This is a genomic window from Duganella sp. SG902 (assembly GCF_013376005.1).
Lineage (GTDB): Bacteria > Pseudomonadota > Gammaproteobacteria > Burkholderiales > Burkholderiaceae_D > Rugamonas.
The window spans coordinates 392,110-409,089 of record NZ_JABMJK010000004.1; the positions used below are offsets into that span (position 1 = coordinate 392,110).

Here is a 16,980-nt window from a genome sequence, read left to right on the forward strand (position 1 = left end):
TGACATTACATTTGCTCACAATGGATAAGATGTAAAGACGACTTTGAGGATGTAAAGTTTTGTAGGGAGGCTTTCTTGCCGAAAAAAAATCGCTTGCCAAGCCCGGAACTCTGGCGTTATAGTCAATCCATGACCAAATTCTTCTTTACCGGCTGGTTTTACTTTAGCTATCCAACCCAAGGCGGTGGAGTTAGCGGCCGGTGCACGTAGAAGCAAAACGAGTCCCAGCAGAATCCCAAAAAACCGCCTCGCACGAGGCGGTTTTTTTTTTACCCTTACTTTTTTGATCTTGGAGAACAGCAATGCCCCGTACCGATGATTTGCGCATCCGCGAGATGAAGGAACTGACGCCACCGTCCCACTTGATCCGCGAGTTTGCGTGCACCGATGCGGCTGAGCAGACCGCCGCCAACGCCCGCGTGGCGCTGCACCGCATCCTGCACGGCCAGGATGATCGCCTGATGGTGGTGATCGGCCCGTGCTCCATCCACGACCCGAAGGCGGCGATGGAGTACGCGCGCCGCCTGGTGGAACTGCGCAAGGAACTGGCCGGCGACCTGGAGATCGTCATGCGCGTGTACTTCGAGAAGCCGCGCACCACGGTGGGCTGGAAGGGCCTGATCAACGATCCGTACATGGACAACAGCTTCCGCATCAACGATGGCCTGCGCATGGCGCGCGAGCTGCTGCGCGACATCAACGAGCTGGGCCTGCCGGCCGGCACCGAGTTCCTCGACGTGATCTCGCCGCAGTACATCGCCGACCTGATCTCGTGGGGCGCGATCGGCGCCCGCACCACCGAGTCGCAGGTGCACCGCGAGCTGGCGTCCGGCCTGTCGTGCCCGGTAGGCTTCAAGAACGGCACCGATGGCAACGTGCGCATCGCGGTGGACGCGATCAAGGCGGCCTCGCAGCCGCACCATTTCCTGTCGGTGACCAAGGGCGGCCACTCGGCCATCGTCTCGACCAACGGCAACGAGGACTGCCACATCATCCTGCGCGGCGGCAAAACCCCGAACTACGACGCGGCCAGCGTGGAGGAGGCCTGCAAGGCCATCGCGGCCCAGGGTCTGGCGCCGCGCCTGATGATCGACGCCTCGCACGCCAACAGCTCGAAGAAGCCGGAGAACCAGGTGCCGGTGTGCGCCGACATCGCCGGCCAGGTGGCGGGCGGCGAGCAGCGCATCGTTGGCGTGATGGTGGAATCGCACCTGGTGGCCGGCCGTCAGGACCTGGTGCCGGGCAAGGAGTTGACCTACGGCCAGTCGGTGACCGACGGCTGCATCGACTGGGATAGCAGCGTGCAAGTGCTGCAAGGCCTGGCCGCCGCCGTGCGCCAGCGCCGCCTGGCCACGCAGGCGCGCGAAGCCGCCGCCAAGTGATGAAAAAGTAGGCAAAACCCGCCCTAATGTCGAGTTAGGGCGGATTTTCTTGAATCTGGCTATCAAGTTTGTGGTAAGAACGCAAAACTCGGCTATCACACAATTGACACTGCATTCTTGACCATGTTGTTATATAAAACATGGCTGGTGTCGATGATCACCCTCCTAGCGTAATTCCAACAAGTGACGTTCCTTGCGCCGCCTGCGGTCTTTCCGACCACAGGCGTTGGATTGTTGCATCCCAAAAAAATTAACCGGAGGTTAGTCATGATTCAAGAAAGAGTGCTGTCCCGTTCCTTGCGCTTGATGTTCTCAGGCAGCGTCCTGCTGGCGCTGCCCGCCTTTGCGCAGGATGTGCCCACCGATCAGCCGATCCAGCGTGTGGAGATCACCGGCTCGTCGATCAAGCGCATCCAGAAAGAAGGCTCGCTGCCGGTGCAGGTGCTGACCGCGGCCGAGATCAAGCAGACCGGGGCCACTTCCGCCACCGACCTGATCCAGATGCTGCCGTCGATGCAGGGCTTCGTGCCTTCGTCCAGCTCGGTGAACGGCGGCGGCGCCGGCGTCACCACGGCCTCGCTGCACTCGCTGCCGTCCAAGTACACGCTGGTGCTGCTCGACGGCCAGCGGGTGGCGCCAAGCGCCATCGGCAGCGGACAGGGCGGCGGCTACGCGGTCAACCTGTCCAGCATTCCGCTGGAGGCGGTGGAGCGCGTCGAGATCCTGACGGACGGTGCCTCGGCGCTGTACGGCTCGGACGCGATCGCCGGCGTGGTCAACTTCATCCTGAAAAAAAATCAGACCAAGGGCGAGGTGTACGCCACCTACGGCCAGCCGAAAAAGAACGGCGGCTCGTGGAGCAGCGCCGGCATCACCAAGGGCTGGGGCGACCTGGAGTCCAACGGCTGGAACGTGCTGGCCTCGTACAGCCACGAGGAGCTGGAGCGCATCACCGCGCTGCAGCGCGACTTCTCGGCCAAGGGCGCGTTCTTCAAGTTCAACGCCAACGGCAAGCAGTATTACTTCGACCAGCGCACCGGCAACACCGAGCCGGCCAACATCACCTTCAACGCGCGGCCGAAGGGCAGCACCGCCGATCCGGTCGGCTACGCGATCAATCCTTACCTGGCGGCCAACGGCAACTGCGGCAGCGCGCTGGCCGGCCCGCTGGGCACGCAGTGCCGCTTCAACTACGCGTCGACCGTGGAAGACGTGCCGGGCAGCCGGCGCGACAGCGGCCTGCTGAAGGGCACCTTCAAGATCAACGAGGACACCACCGCGTGGGCCGAGCTGGTGCTGTCGCAATACGCGATGACCGCGCAGTACGCGCCGTCGGCGCAGCCGATGGGCGTCAACGCCACCACGCGCTTCCCGGCGCTGTACGCGAAATACGTGCAGTCCTACCTGGACGCCAACGGCCTGGAGAACCCGACCGGCAACGCCACGCTGGGCTATCGCTCGGTGCTGATCGGCGGCCGCGCCGACGAGTACCAGACCACCGCGCGCCACTTCGCCACCGGCATCGACGGCTCGGCCTTCGGCTGGACCTACAACGCCTCGCTGATCCTGTCGCAGACCAAGCTGAAGGACACGGCGGCCGGCGGCTATTCCGACTTCAGCATGCTGGACTCGCTGGTGGCGGCCGGCAAGTACGATCCGGTCACCGGCCAGGGCGCCGACCAGCTGAAAGGCGCGCTGCTGAACGGCACCGTGTTCTCGCGCACCAAGTCGACCCTGAACACGGTGCACGCGGGCGCGCAGCACGATCTGTTCTCGCTGCCGGGCGGCACCTCCATCATCTCGATTGGCGGCGATTATTCCAAGACCAAGTACGAGATCGATTACAACCCGCTGATCCTGTCCAGCTCGGGCTTCTCGACCCAGCCGGTGTCGGCCAACTATCCGGTCGGCGGCAACTACGGCCAGGTGCCGTTCGGCGCCAAGCGCGACAACTGGGGTGTGTTCACCGAGGTGCTGCTGCCAGTCAGCAAAACGCTGGAAGCCACCGTGTCCGGCCGCTACGACAGCTACGACAAGGTGCACAGCGATTACATCTTCGCCAGCGTGCCGGACGCCAGCGGCCTGATCCCGCAACTGCCTAGCGGCGACCTCGGCAACACCTCCAGCGCCGGCACCTACAAGGTCAGCGTCAAGTGGACGCCGGTCGACAGCGTGCTGCTGCGCGCCGCCTACGGCACCGGCTTCAAGGCGCCCAACCTGAGCGACATCGCCGGCGCCAACACCTTCAACGGCAGCACCGCCGGCAGCTACGCCTGCCCGTTCCCCGGTTCGCCGGGCTGCCAGGTCGGCCTGGCGCAGTACGATTTGCTGACCGGCCCGAATGGTCAGAGTGGTTCGGCCGGCCTGCAGCCTGAGAAGTCCAAGCAGTGGACCCTCGGTGGCCGCGTCGAGCCGCTGGCCGGCCTGTCGCTGGGCCTGGATCTGTGGAATGTGCAGATCCGCAACCAGGTGCTGTCGGCCGGCGTGCCGGAGCAAGTGGGCTTCGCCAATCCGCAGCAGTATAAAAACCTGTTCGTGAATCCGTATCCTGACCCGGCCGGCTACACCACGATTGCGTATCTGCTGGCGCCGATCAACGGCGGTGTGGCGAACTATCGCGGCATCGACTGGGACTTCAGCTACCGTCGCAAGACCGGCATTGGCGACGTGCGCGCGGCATGGAACGGCACCTACATGCTCAAGCAAAACTACACCACCACGGCGGGCGGCGAAGTGCAGTCCAACCTGGGACGCTTCGGTCCGGACAACGGCGTGGTGTTCCGCGTGCAGAGCAACGTCAGCCTGAGCCTGACCAACGGCAAGCTGACCAACACCCTGACCGCGCACTACAAGTCGGGCTACCACGATCAAGCCTATCCGGCCGACACGGCGGTGTTCGCGGTGAATCCGGATGGCAGCGTGGGCGACTCGGTGGCCTTCCCAGGCCTGTGGACGCCGTCGTACACCACGTTCGACTGGCAGGGCAAGTATGACTTCGGCAAGTTCACGCTGACCGCAGGCATCAAGAACCTGTTCGACCGCGATCCGCCGTTCACGCTGCAGAACGCCGGCGGCGGCAACCAGATCGGTTACGACGGCCGTTATGCCGATCCGGCCGGACGCTCCTTCTACATCACTGGCAACTACAAGTTTTAATTAAGTCGCCCCCAAAAAAACGCCCGGCAAATTTGCCGGGCGTTTTTACTTCTGGAAGCGGTCGCTGCATAAAAAAAGGCTCCCGAGGGAGCCTTTTCGCTAATCAAGCAACGATTAGAAGCGGTACTGAGCGGTGATGTAGAAGGTGCGGCCCAGCGGATCGGCGTAACGGCCGTCGTAGCCCACCTGATTGCCACCACCCGAGTTGCGGATCGAGAACGGTGGATCGCGGTCCAGCAGGTTGCGGATGCCGGCGGTGATGGTCAGGTTCTTCACGTAGTTCAGCTTGGTCTGCCAGTCGAGCGTGGTGTACGAGCTGACGTCGTGATCTTCCATCGCGACCACGCCGCCGATGGTGCCGTCGGCGTTGACCACGCGTACAGCGGCGTCGTCGGCGGTCAGCGGCTTGTCGTGGTAGCCGGAGCGGTAGTTCACGGTCAGCGAGTTCGACAGCTTGTCCGAGGTCTTCAGGGTGAAGATCAGACGGCTGACCACGCGGAACACCACGTCGTCATAGGAGTCGAAGCGGCCGATCGATTTCTCGGTGCCCACGCCCGGGGTTTCCTGCTCGGCCTTCAGCATGTAGGTACCGGTCCAGTTCACGCTGGCCTTGCCGATCGGGGTGGCGGTGCGGAAGGTGGTATCCCAGTCCAGGCCCTGGAAGTGCGACGAGGCCAGGTTCAGCGGCTGGCGGATCGCCACCAGCACGTTGCTCTTCTGGATAGGGTCGGCGTAGACGGCGATGTACTGGTTGGCCAGTGCCGGCACACCGTACAGCTGGTCTTGCGAGTAGGTGCGGATCTGATTCTTCAGCTTGACATCCCACCAGTCCAGGCCCACCGACAGCGAGGTGGTTGGCTCGACGCGGAAGCCCAGCGTTGCCTGTTTCGAGGTTTCAGCTTTCAGCGCCTTGTCGCCGGTGTTCGGGTTGCCGGTGTCCAGCAGGCCGTATTCCGACGAGCCAGGGCGGCAGTACACGGCGCGTGGGTCCGGCGACTTGACCGGGCAAGGGAAGGCGTTCGACGAACCGGCGTTCTTCAGCGGGTCGGCGATGTTGTTCAGGGTCGGCGCCTTGAAGCCGGTGCCGTACGAGCCGCGTACCAGCAGCGACTGGACCGGGGTCCAGCGCGCCGACAGCTTGTAGGTGGCTTTGGCGACGTCTTCGCCCAGCTTGCCCGATGGCGCGGCCTTGCCGGATGGGTCGTAGCTGACGTTGTTTTTCTCAACCGCGTCGTAGCTGTCGTAGCGGACGGCGGCCGTGGTTTCCAGGGTCTTGGCCACAGGCATCAGCAACTCGGCAAACGCGCCCCAGTTCTTGCGGCTGGCGTCCAGCGCTTGCGAACCGGTGCCGCCGCCGATCTCAACGTCGGTCCAGCCCGGGTTGCCAGGGTTGGGGCCCATGGCGATGGCGGCCGGCGTGTCGGTGTAGGTTTGCTTGGTGAAGTCGGCGCCCAGACCCAGGGCGGCGGCGCCGCCCGGCAGGTCGAACACTTCACGCGAAGCCTTGGCGCTGATCACGTCGATCTTCGACTTCGTCACGTCCAGGTCCTGGTGCAGCACGGCGTCGGCCAGCAGGGCGGCGGCGCCCGTGGTCGAGACGAACGGGTTGTACTTGCCGGTGCGGATCAGTTCTTCGAACTTGTTGGCGCTCATGTAGCCGGCCAGGGCCTTGTCGGTCTGCTTGTTCTGCGAGTGGGTGTACGATGCGCCCACATCCCAGCCGCTGATGTTGCTGTCCACGCCCACCACGAAGTGGACGGCGTCGGTGCGGTATTCGTCGGTACGGCCACCGGCGTCGGCGCCGCGATAGTACAGCAGGGCGTCGGTGACGTCAGCGGCGTTCACGCCCTGGCTGGCCAGCAGCGGCACGATCGAGCTGTTGTAGGCGCCCATGTAGGCGTTGTTGACGGTTTTCACGCCGCTTACCGGATCGGTGCTGAACACGGTCAGCGGTTGTGCGGCCGGCGCGTAGCGCGCGGTGTTGGTGAACTTGGACAGCACCAGTTCGCTGTAGGCGGTGGTGTCTTTGCCCAGTTTCAGGGTGCCGTTGGCGAACACGCTGTCGCGCTTCAGTTCCGGCAGCAGCTGCACGGTGGCGGCGTAGTCGAAACGGCAGGCGCCGCTGCGCGAGAAGGTATTCGCCTGGGTGCAACCGTTCTTGGTCAGCAGGTCGTGGTTCAGCACGACGTCGTCATCGGCGGTCACGACTTCGACGTTGGCCGGGGTCGAGTTGATCGAGGTCTGCCAGGTGGCGTATTGCTTGCCTTTGTGGCTGAATTTGTGCACGCCCGACTTGGCGAAGTCGCGGTCGCTGGCGTTCAGCTCTTTCTGCTCGTCGTGGGCGTACGACACTTGCACGTTGAAGCCGTCGCTATCCAGGTTGCCCCAGCCCTTGCTGATCGAGAAATTGCTGCTCTTGCCACCTTTTTCCTGCGGCGAGTTGTAGGTGCCCTCAACCACCAGGTCGGTCTGGTTTTTCTTCAGGATGAAGTTGATCACGCCGGCGATCGCGTCCGAACCGTACAGGGTCGAGGCGCCGTCGGTCAGGATCTCGACGCGTTCCACGGCCGACAGCGGGATGCTGGCCAGGTTGACCGCGCTGCCGGTGCCGTACGGCGCCATGCGGCGGCCGTTCAGCAGCACCAGGGTGTATTGGGTGCCGATGGCGTGGATCGAGGCGGTTTGCACGCCGCCGCCGCCGCCGTTGACCGATGCCGACGAGGTGATGAAGCCTTGCATCGACGGCAGCTGGGCCACCAGGTCGGCCACGTTCTGCACGCCGCTTTGTTCGATGTCGGCGCGGGACAGGGTCTGCACTGGCAGCGAACCTTCCTTGGCGATACGTTTGATCGACGAACCGGTGATCTCGACGCGGGCCACGACATCGTCGGACGCCTGTTGCGCCATGGCGGCGGTCATGCCGAGCGCCAGACCGCCAGCGCAGATGATGCGCACGGAACGGGCCATTACTGTTTCAACCATCATTATGTAGCTCCCAATTTAAATCGCTAAACACGCGGGTGTGTTGATGTATTTTTTATACCGGCCAAGCCGGTGAAGGAAACGTTGGTGTTTCCTCCATTTGCCCATCAAATCATTTGCCGACATTTGCTGTCAATGTGCAAACTTCGGTTAAGCCGCGTAAAAAGGACGCTTGCTCGCCGCGCTAAAGTCGCCCGGTAAACGCTCTAATTTGGTGCATTAAGCATTGTGGGGATAGGAAACATTGTTTTGCTATCAAAAAAAAAGCGAAAATATTGTTTGGCTTTCGGAAACTTGCAACATTTTGGTGCAAGGCAACTATGTGAATCTGCGTTCATGAAGAAACACGGCGTTACATTTATGAGACAAAACGCCGCACGGGCGGGGGAGGGTGGCGGTTTATGCTAATAAGCAGATGGATAACGACCAAAGGATCAAGATGCTGGCTTTCATAGTGCGCCGCTTGGGGCAGATGGTGCCCACCATGCTGGGCGTGGTGGTGCTGGTGTTTGTGTTGTTCAACTGGGTGGGCGGCGATCCCGCGTATCTCCTGGCCGGCAAGATGGCGGACGCCGCCGAAATTGCCGCCATCCGGCGCCAACTTGGCGTGGATGAGCCATTTTACGTGCAGTTATGGATTTTTATTGTGGAGATCGTGCATTTTGACTTCGGCCTGAGCTGGGCGACTGGCGAGCCCGTCTCGCACATCATCGCCACACGGCTGGGGCCGTCGCTGGCGGTGCTGGCGCCGCTGACCGTGCTGGAAACCGTGACCGGCATCGCGCTGGCGCTGGCGGTCGCCTTCGTGCGCGGCTCGCTGACCGACCGCGTGGTGATGGTGGCGTGCACGGTGGCGATGTCGGTCAGCATCCTGGTCTACATCATCGTGTTCCAGTACGGGCTGGCCTACAAGCTGGGCTGGTTTCCGGTGCAGGGCTGGGGCGGGCCGCGGCACCTGGCGCTGCCGATCCTGATCGGACTGGCGGTGTCGCTGGCACCGACGTTGCGCCTGTTCCGCAGCTTCGTGCTGGATGAGGTGGGACAGGACTATGTGCGCACCGCGCGCGCCAAGGGCGTGGGCGAGCGCCGGGTGATGTGGGTGCATGTGCTGCGCAACGCGGCGATTCCCATCCTCACCTATGTCATGTCCAACCTGCCGGCCCTGTTGATCGGGGCGTTCCTGCTGGAGCGTTTCTTTGGCATCCCCGGCATCGGCCGCGAGGTGATCCTGGCGGTGGAGCGCAGCGATTTTCCCGTGATCAAGGCCATCACCGTCTACGTGGCGGCCGCCACCATGGTGTTCAACCTGCTGACCGACCTCCTGTATCAGGCGGTCGATCCACGGGTGAAATTGTCATGAGCGCGCACGGCTTGTGGACCCTGGCCTGGCGCCGCCTGCGCGCGGACCGGGTTGGCATGGCCGCGCTGGCCGTGGTGCTGGCCTTCCTGTCGATGACGGCCTTGTCGGCCGGCGGCCTGATCGCGGCCGACTGGGAGGCCGAGGTCGGCGTGCCGTATGCGCCGCCCGGTTTCGTCGGGGCGGGCGCGTGGGCGCGACCGGAGGCCCCGGGCGCCGCGGCAGCCGGCTTGCCGGACAATCCCTTCGATCCGCTGGCCGACGACCTGCGCGCGTTGCGCGCGCAACTGGCGGCGCAACGCGCGACGGCGGCGGAGCGGTTGCCGACCCTGCCGTTCGGCGGCGACAAGTGGGGCCATGACGTCATCAGGAAAACCGTCAAGGGCGGCGAGACCTCGATCATGGTCGGACTGGCGGCGGCCCTGCTGGCGGTCGGCATAGGCACCTTGTTCGGCGCCTTGTCGGGCTATTGCGGCGGCGTGGTGGACGATGGTTTCAACTGGTTCTACAGCGTGTTCACCGCCATCCCTTCGGTGCTGATGATTCTGGCGGTGGCGGCCGTGCTGCAACAGAAGGGCGTGACGACCATCGTGCTGATCCTGGGACTGACCGGCTGGACCGGGCCGTACCGCCTGATCCGCGCCGAATACCTCAGGCACAGGGCGCGCGAATACGTGCTGGCCGCCGACGCCATCGGCGCCTCGCACTGGCGCCGCATGTTCGGTCACATCTTCCCCAATGTGAGCCACGTGGCGCTGGTGCAGCTGTCGATCCTGGTGGTGGGCTTCATCAAGGCCGAGGTCATCCTCAGCTTCCTGGGCTTTGGCGTGCCGGTCGGCGCGGTCTCGTGGGGCAGCATGCTGAACGAGGCTCAAGGGGAGCTCATCCTCGGCCGCTGGTGGCAGCTGGCGGCCGCCGCCACCGCCATGGCGTCGCTGGTGACGGCCTTCTCCCTGTTCACCGACGCGCTGCGCGACGCCCTCGATCCCAAGGTGAAAACATGAGCCTGCTCGAGGTGCGCGATCTGCGCGTCGCCTTCGGCACGGCGGTGGCGGTGCGGGGCGTCTCGTTCAGCGTGCCGCGCAACGCGACGGTGGCGCTGGTGGGTGAGTCGGGCAGCGGCAAGTCGGCCAGCGCGCTGGCGGTGATGGGTTTGCTTGATCCGGCTTCGGCCAGCATCGGCGGCGGCATTCGGTTTGACGGCCGCGACTTGCTGGCGCTCGACCGCGGGCGGCGCCGCGCGATGTGCGGCAAGGACATCGCCATGATTTTCCAGGAGCCGATGTCGTCGCTTAATCCGGTGTTCACGGTGGGGGCGCAGATCGGCGAGGTGCTGCGGCTGCATCTGAAGATGAGCCGGGCGCAGGCGCGCGAGCGCACGCTGCGGTTGCTGGAGGAGGTCGGCATCCCGGCCGACAGGATCGACGCCTACCCGAGCCAGCTCTCCGGCGGCCAGCAGCAGCGTGTGATGATCGCCATGGCCGTCGCGTGCGAGCCCAGGCTGCTGATCGCCGATGAGCCGACCACGGCGCTGGACGTCACCATCCAGCAGCAAATCCTGCAGTTGATCGCGCGCCTGCGGCAGCGGCGCGCGATGTCGGTGCTGTTTATTACCCACGATCTTGGGCTGGTGGCGCAGATTGCCGACCATGTCGTGGTCATGCGCGGGGGCGAGGTGAGGGAGGCCGGCCCGGCACAGCAGGTGCTGACGGCGCCGGCGGATGCCTACACCCGAGCGCTGCTGGCGTGCCGGCCGACGCTGGGCGAGCGGCCACGGCGCTTGCCGGTTATTGCCGACTTCATGGAGCCCGCGATCGCGGCGCGGGCTGGGATTCACACGCCGCCGCACGGGACGCTCGGCATGGATCCCGGCCTGCGCCGGGATGACGGTGTGCCGTTGCTGGAGGTGCGCGGGTTGAGCAAGCATTTCACGCAACGCGAGGGCTGGTTCGGCAAGCGCGCCTTGCACGCCGTGCGGGACGTGTCCTTCACCCTCGCGCGCGGCCGGACCCTGGGCGTGGTGGGCGAGTCGGGCTCCGGCAAGAGCACGCTCGGCCTGACCCTGATGCGCCTGCACCAGGCCAGCGGCGGCAGCGTGCTGTTCGACGGCCGCGACCTGCTCAGCATGCCCGCGCGCGAATTCCAGGCCTACAAGCGCCGCATCCAGATCATCTTCCAGAACCCGTACGCCTCGCTCAATCCGCGCTTCACCGTGGGCGAGATCGTGCTGGAGCCGCTGCGCATCCACCGCATCGGCGCCGATGAGCGCGCGCGCCGCGCGATCGTCCTCGGCCTGCTGGACAAGGTCGGCCTGCCGGCCAGCGCCTACGCACGCTATCCGCACGAATTCTCCGGCGGCCAGCGGCAGCGCATCGCCATCGCCCGCTGCCTGACCTTGCAGCCCGAGATCCTGGTGTGCGACGAGTCGGTCTCCGCGCTGGACGTCTCGGTGCAGGCGCAGGTGCTCAATCTTTTGAAGGATTTACAGGACGAGCTGGGCCTGTCATACATCTTCATCTCGCACGACCTGGCGGTGGTCCGCTACATGGCCGACCAGGTGATGGTGATGCGGCAGGGCGCCGTGGTCGAGCTGGCCGACGCGGAGGCGCTGTACCGCGACCCGCAACATCCCTATACCAAGGGCTTGTTGGCTGCGATCCCCGGCAACGGTTAAGCGATTTTTAAGTTAAGATATCCGCATGGCGAATTTAATCCTCCTGCTGCAAGAATATGGCGTCCTGATCGTGTTCGGCATCGTGCTGGTCGAACAGATCGGCTTGCCCATTCCCGCGTTTCCCATCTTGATCGTGGCGGGCGCCATGTCGGTGGACGGCGACACCCACTGGCCGGCCGTGCTCGGCGTGGCCATGGCGGCGTGCCTGATCAGCGACTATTTCTGGTTCCGCGCCGGGCGCTACTACGGCAAGCGCATCCTCAAGCTGCTGTGCAAGATTTCGCTCTCGCCCGACTACTGCGTCAGCCAGACCGAGGACAATTTCAACCGCTGGGGGCCGAAGGCGCTGATCGTCGCCAAGTTCATCCCGGGCTTCAACACCATCGCGCCGCCGCTGGCCGGCGCCATGGGCACGCGCACCGGCGTGTTCCTCGGCTTCAGCGTGCTGGGCGGCCTGGTTTGGAGCGGCGCCGGCATCGCCATCGGCGCCTTCTTCCACACCAGCGTGGACCAGGTGCTGGACATCCTGAGCACCATGGGCACCACCGCGCTGATCGTGCTGGGCGTGCTGCTGGCCTTGTTCGTGGCGTTCAAGTATGTGGAGCGCAAGCGCTTCCGCCAGTCGGTGGAAATCGAGCGCATCACCATCGACGATTTCAAGAAAATGCTGGAGCAGGGCAAGCAGCCGGTGCTGATCGATGCCCGCAGCGCGACCGCGCAAATGCTCGATCCGGCCGTGCCGGGGGCGTTGCTGTTCAACGGCGGCGATCCCACCACGGAAATCACCGGGCTGGACAAGGGCAGCCACATCATCGTGTATTGCAGCTGCCCCAACGACGTCACCGCCGCCCATGTGGCCAAGACGCTGATCAGTCAAGGCTACCACCGCGCCCGTCCGCTGCATGGCGGTCTGGAGGCGTGGAACGCCGCCTTCCGCGCGCCGGGCGAACCGCTGGCCGAAGCGGAGACTCGCGCCCCGGCCTGAACGCCAGCCCCGTCATTCCGGCCTGCGCCGGAATGACGGGGCTATTTTCAGGTGCGAACTGGAATCGATTCCAATTTTGTGACTGGTAGTCATACTACGGACCAAAAATCCCGGATTGCAAACTTGTGTGGCAAACTGTACTAAAACTACAAACTTCGCTTGCCTGAGTTAGGTAAAATACCTTAAGCTTAGGCCTCAACTCATTTCGACCCATCATGACAGCTCAGTCCGTACAAACGCCTCCCTCCCTGACCACTGTATTCCCTGGTGGCCCGCGTCTGCTGGCGGACATCGGCGGCACCAACGCGCGGTTTGCGCTGGAAACCGCCCCGGGCAAGATTGAGGCGATCGAAGTGCTGGCGTGCGCCGCTTACCCGACCCTGGCCGCCGCCCTGGTCGCGTACCTGGCCTCGCCGACCGTCGCCCAGGCCGGCGTCACCGGGATCCGGAACGGGGCGATCGCCATCGCCAACCCGGTCACCGGCGACATGGTGAGCATGACCAATCACCACTGGGCCTTCTCGATCGAGGCGCTGCGCCGCGAAGTCAACTTCGACACCCTGGTGGTGGTGAACGACTTCACCGCGCTGGCCAGCTCCTTGCCGCAACTGTCGGCCACGCAAAAACACCAGGTCGGCGGCGGCGCCAGCGTGCCGGGCACCCCGCTCGGCCTGATCGGCGCCGGCACCGGCCTCGGGGTCTCGGGCCTGATCCCGGGCAAGGATGGCTGGACCGCGCTGCTGAGCGAGGGCGGCCACGTGACCTTCTCGCCGGCCAACGCCACCGAGGTGGCGATCCTGCAATTCGCCTGGAAGGAATTCGAGCACGTCTCGGCCGAGCGCCTGATGTCCGGCGCCGGCATCGAGCTGATCTACCGCGCGCTGGCCGACCACGGCGACCTGCCGGCGGAAAAGCTGAGCGCCGCCGAGATCTCGCGCCGCGCGCTGGCCGGCGAATGCTCGCTGTGCGACGACGCCATCGAGGCGTTCTGCTGCATGCTGGGCACCATCGCCGGCAACATCGCCGTGACCCTGGGCGCGCAGGGCGGCATCTACATAGGCGGCGGCATCGTGCCCAAGCTGGGCGCGCGCTTCGACCGCTCCGGCTTCCGCGCCCGCTTCGAGGCCAAGGGCCGTTTCCATAAATACCTGTCGGAAGTGCCGACCTGGGTGATCACCGCGGAATACCCGGCCTTCGTTGGTGTTTCGGCAATCTTGTCCGATCGGCTGGCCTCGGCGTAAGCGCAACGACATTTCGATGACGTCGAAATGCGCGTTTTGTGGTTTTATCAGGTACAATTCGCGTTGTTGGATGAGACGTCTGGCTTCCTGCCCACGTTTCACGTAGAAAGCAACGGTCTCGGCCGTTGCCGGCATGTCCCTCTCTCCCGCCAGGTGCGCATAGGCCTTGGCGTCGGAAAAGCAGCTTCAGCGAGTAACTCCCGCCAGCCTCACTGAATGTGATTGATTTCTTTCGATTTTGCTTATGGATAATGTTGAGGCTAAAAAAGTCCTCGAAACCGCCTTGCTATGCGCTCGTGAGCCTTTATCGATCCACAGTCTGAAAAAGCTGTTTGTCGAGCTGGATGACCAGGACCGGCCGCTTGGCCCCGGCGTGGGCGCCGACACGATCAAGGAACTGCTGGAAGAATTGCGGCTCGACTGGGCCGGCAGGGGTGTTGAAGTGATCAGCCTGTCGTCGGGCTGGCGCTTCCAGAGCCGCCCCGAGATGAAGTTGTATCTCGACCGGCTGAACCCGGAAAAACCGCCCAGGTATTCGCGGGCGACGCTGGAAACGCTGGCCATCATCGCCTACCGGCAGCCGGTGACGCGCGGCGATATCGAGGAGATACGCGGCGTCGCCGTCAATTCGCAGACGATCAAGATGCTGGAGGACCGTGGCTGGGTGGATGTCATCGGTCACCGCGACGTGGTGGGGCGTCCGGCCTTGCTGGGCACCACCAGGCAGTTTTTGGATGATTTGGGCTTGAATTCGCTGTCCCAGCTGCCGCCGTTGCAGCAAATCAGCGATGGGCAGAACGCCATGGAAACCCTGGAGGCGGCTCTGCAAGAGAACTTTGAGAAAGCGGCGCGGCTGGATGGCGACGCCGAGCAAGAAGCTGAGCAAGAACAAGGCCCTGCGCCAGATTTAACGGTTGACGCTGAGCACAACCAAGAAACGAATAATGAACAAACCTGATACCCCTGACACCGTCAACAACGCAGCCACTGCCGAGGTTGTCGCCAAGCCCAAGCGCCGCACCAAGGCGCAGATCGAAGCCGATAACGCGGCCATCGCCGCCGGCGAAGCCCCGGCCGCCAAGCCCCGGGCGGCGCGCAAGCCCAAGGCCGTCGTCGCCGCCGAGGTGGCCGCGCCGGCCGCCGCCGATGCGCCCGTCAGCCTGTCGGCCGCCTCCCTGAAAAAGCCGCGCGCCAGGAAGGCCGACGCCGCCGTGGTGGCCGCCGAGGGCGAGGTGCCGGCCGCCAAGCCGGTCAAGCCGCGCGCGAAGAAGGCTGTCGCGGTGGAGGCTGGTGCCGCCGCCGAAGCGCCGGTGGCCGCGCCGGCGCCTGCCGCCGCCGAGCTGGCTGGCGCAGTGCAGGCCGAAGGGGAGCGCGCCGAGCGCAGCCAGCAGCGTCCACGCGGTCCGCGCCAGATGCGCGAGCAACGCGCGCTGCGCCAGGCCAGCATGCCGCGTCCCGAGCCGGTGGCCGCCGCCGAGGGCGAGGCCGCGCCAGCCGAGGAGGGCGCCGCAGCGGCTGTGCGCGACGCCAAGCCGCGCCACGAGCAGCGCAACAATGGCCAGCAAAACCAGCGCAACGGCAAGAAAAAGAATGGCAAGCAGCGTGGCGGCCAGAACGCCGGCGGCGCCAAGGGTAATGACGCCGACGCGGCGTTCTCGTATGTGACCTCGGATGCCTTCGATGCCGACGAGGGCAAGGGCCGTCCGCCAGCCAAGCCGGTGCGCCGCGACCTGACCTCGGACGACGACGCGCCGAAACTGCACAAGGTGCTGGCCGAGGCCGGCCTGGGTTCGCGCCGCGACATGGAGGAGCTGATCGTGTCCGGCCGCGTGTCGGTCAACGGCGAGCCGGCCCACATCGGCCAGCGCATCCTGCCGACCGACGCGGTGCGCATCAACGGCAAGCTGATCCAGCGTCGCGTGAGCAAGAAGCCGCCGCGCGTGCTGATCTATCACAAGCCGGCCGGCGAGATCGTCTCGATGGACGATCCGGACGGCCGTCCATCGGTGTTCGACCGCCTGCCGACCATGAAGGCCGGCAAATGGCTGGCCGTGGGCCGCCTCGACTTCAACACCGAGGGCCTGTTGCTGTTCACCACCTCCGGCGACCTGGCCAACCGCCTGATGCACCCGCGCTACGGCATCGACCGCGAATACGCGGTGCGCACGCTGGGCGAGCTGGAAGAGGGCATGCGCCAGAAGCTGCTGGCCGGCGTCGAGCTGGAAGACGGCGTGGCGCAGTTCTCCAAGATCGCCGACGGCGGCGGCGAGGGCATCAACAAGTGGTACCGCGTGGTGATCGGCGAGGGCCGCAACCGCGAGGTGCGCCGCATGTTCGAGGCGATCGGCCTGACCGTGTCGCGCCTGATCCGTACCCGCTACGGCGCCATGACCCTGCCAAGCAGCCTGAAGCGCGGGCGCTGGGAGGAGATGGAGGAAAACGCGGTGCGCGCGCTGATGACGGCGTACAGCGTCGAGAAAAAAGGCGGCGCGCAGCCGCCCGCCGCAGGCAAGCAGCAAGCCAAGCCGGCGCAGAACAAGGGCCCGGAGAAGCGCGGCCGCAACGGCAACCGCGACCAGCATGCCGAGCGCGCCGAGCGCCGCGACGAGCGCGACTTCTACGATGACGACGAGGACGATGAGGATGAGCCGAACTTCAACCGCGCCGACCTGAGCAACGCCAACGCGCTGCCGTTCGCCAAGCCGGCCCGCAACGGCGGCGGCCGTGGCCAGGGCGGTTTCGGCGGCAATGGCAACGGTGGCGGCAACGGCAACCGCGGCGGCAAGGGCCGCCAGGGCGGTGGCCAGGGGCAGGCTTCCGGCCGTCCGGGCGGCCGTCCGCAGGGTATCGGCGCCTATGCCGGCGGTCGTCCGCTGGGCGAGGCGCCCGCTCCGCGCGCGCAAGGCCAGGGCGGTCGCGGCCAGGGGCAGGGCGGCCGCGGCCAGGGCCAGCAGTCCAAGGGGCCGAACCGCGGCCCGCGCCAGCCGGATCCGCTGCAAACCACGTTTGGTTTCGGCGCGGCCAGTGGTGCGCCGCGTCGCGGCCAGCCGCCGCGCGGCGGAGCCATCGACCATGGCATGCCGCGCCGCCGCAAGGGTTAAGCAGCGCACCCTCGCCTTGTTGTTTGCCTGTCATGCCGCCTGTGCGGCATTGCAGCGCAGACCATATAAGGTTATAATATCTAGCCTAGTAAAAGCTCAAGT

At 65.1% G+C, this 16,980-nt stretch carries 10 protein-coding genes; 9 read left to right on the top strand and 1 reads right to left on the bottom strand.

The window, feature by feature from the left end:
• Nucleotides 1-302: 302 nt before the first annotated feature.
• Nucleotides 303-1,382 carry a 3-deoxy-7-phosphoheptulonate synthase AroG gene (gene aroG / locus FHW83_RS11105; RefSeq protein ID WP_176646415.1) on the top strand — a complete coding sequence of 360 codons (1,080 nt, stop codon included), beginning with the start codon at nt 303-305 and terminating at the stop codon, nt 1,380-1,382.
• A 267-nt stretch (nt 1,383-1,649) separates the two neighbouring features.
• Entirely contained in the window at nt 1,650-4,538 is a 2,889-nt protein-coding gene (locus FHW83_RS11110; RefSeq protein WP_176646416.1) for a TonB-dependent receptor domain-containing protein, read from the top strand.
• A 114-nt stretch (nt 4,539-4,652) separates the two neighbouring features.
• On the opposite strand, the gene FHW83_RS11115 is transcribed toward FHW83_RS11110, so the two are convergent.
• Nucleotides 4,653-7,505, bottom strand: coding sequence for a TonB-dependent receptor domain-containing protein (locus FHW83_RS11115; RefSeq protein ID WP_229224124.1), 2,853 nt, complete (start codon nt 7,503-7,505; stop codon nt 4,653-4,655).
• 454 nt (nt 7,506-7,959) lie between these two features.
• Between FHW83_RS11115 and FHW83_RS11120 the strand changes: the two genes are divergently transcribed.
• The 7 genes from FHW83_RS11120 (at nt 7,960) to FHW83_RS11150 (ending at nt 16,878) form a co-directional block, all read left to right on the top strand.
• Nucleotides 7,960-8,880 carry an ABC transporter permease gene (locus tag FHW83_RS11120; RefSeq protein ID WP_176646418.1) on the top strand — a complete coding sequence of 307 codons (921 nt, stop codon included), beginning with the start codon at nt 7,960-7,962 and terminating at the stop codon, nt 8,878-8,880.
• A complete protein-coding gene (locus FHW83_RS11125) occupies nt 8,877-9,881 on the top strand; it encodes an ABC transporter permease (protein WP_176646419.1) in 1,005 nt (334 codons plus the stop codon). The genes FHW83_RS11120 and FHW83_RS11125 overlap by 4 nt, the downstream gene beginning before the upstream one ends.
• Complete coding sequence (locus tag FHW83_RS11130) at nt 9,878-11,551, top strand: ABC transporter ATP-binding protein (protein WP_176646420.1); 1,674 nt, start codon at nt 9,878-9,880, stop codon at nt 11,549-11,551. The genes FHW83_RS11125 and FHW83_RS11130 overlap by 4 nt, the downstream gene beginning before the upstream one ends.
• Before the next feature lie 25 nt (nt 11,552-11,576).
• A complete protein-coding gene (locus FHW83_RS11135; RefSeq protein WP_176646421.1) occupies nt 11,577-12,536 on the top strand; it encodes a VTT domain-containing protein in 960 nt (319 codons plus the stop codon).
• A 215-nt stretch (nt 12,537-12,751) separates the two neighbouring features.
• Nucleotides 12,752-13,777: a glucokinase gene (locus FHW83_RS11140; RefSeq protein WP_176646422.1), complete on the top strand. Its 1,026-nt coding sequence runs from the start codon at nt 12,752-12,754 to the stop codon at nt 13,775-13,777.
• Between the two features lie 244 nt (nt 13,778-14,021).
• Nucleotides 14,022-14,735, top strand: coding sequence for an SMC-Scp complex subunit ScpB (gene scpB / locus FHW83_RS11145; RefSeq protein ID WP_176646423.1), 714 nt, complete (start codon nt 14,022-14,024; stop codon nt 14,733-14,735).
• Nucleotides 14,722-16,878, top strand: a complete 2,157-nt coding sequence (locus tag FHW83_RS11150) for a pseudouridine synthase (RefSeq protein ID WP_176646424.1) — start codon at nt 14,722-14,724, stop codon at nt 16,876-16,878. The genes scpB and FHW83_RS11150 overlap by 14 nt, the downstream gene beginning before the upstream one ends.
• Nucleotides 16,879-16,980: the final 102 nt, after the last annotated feature.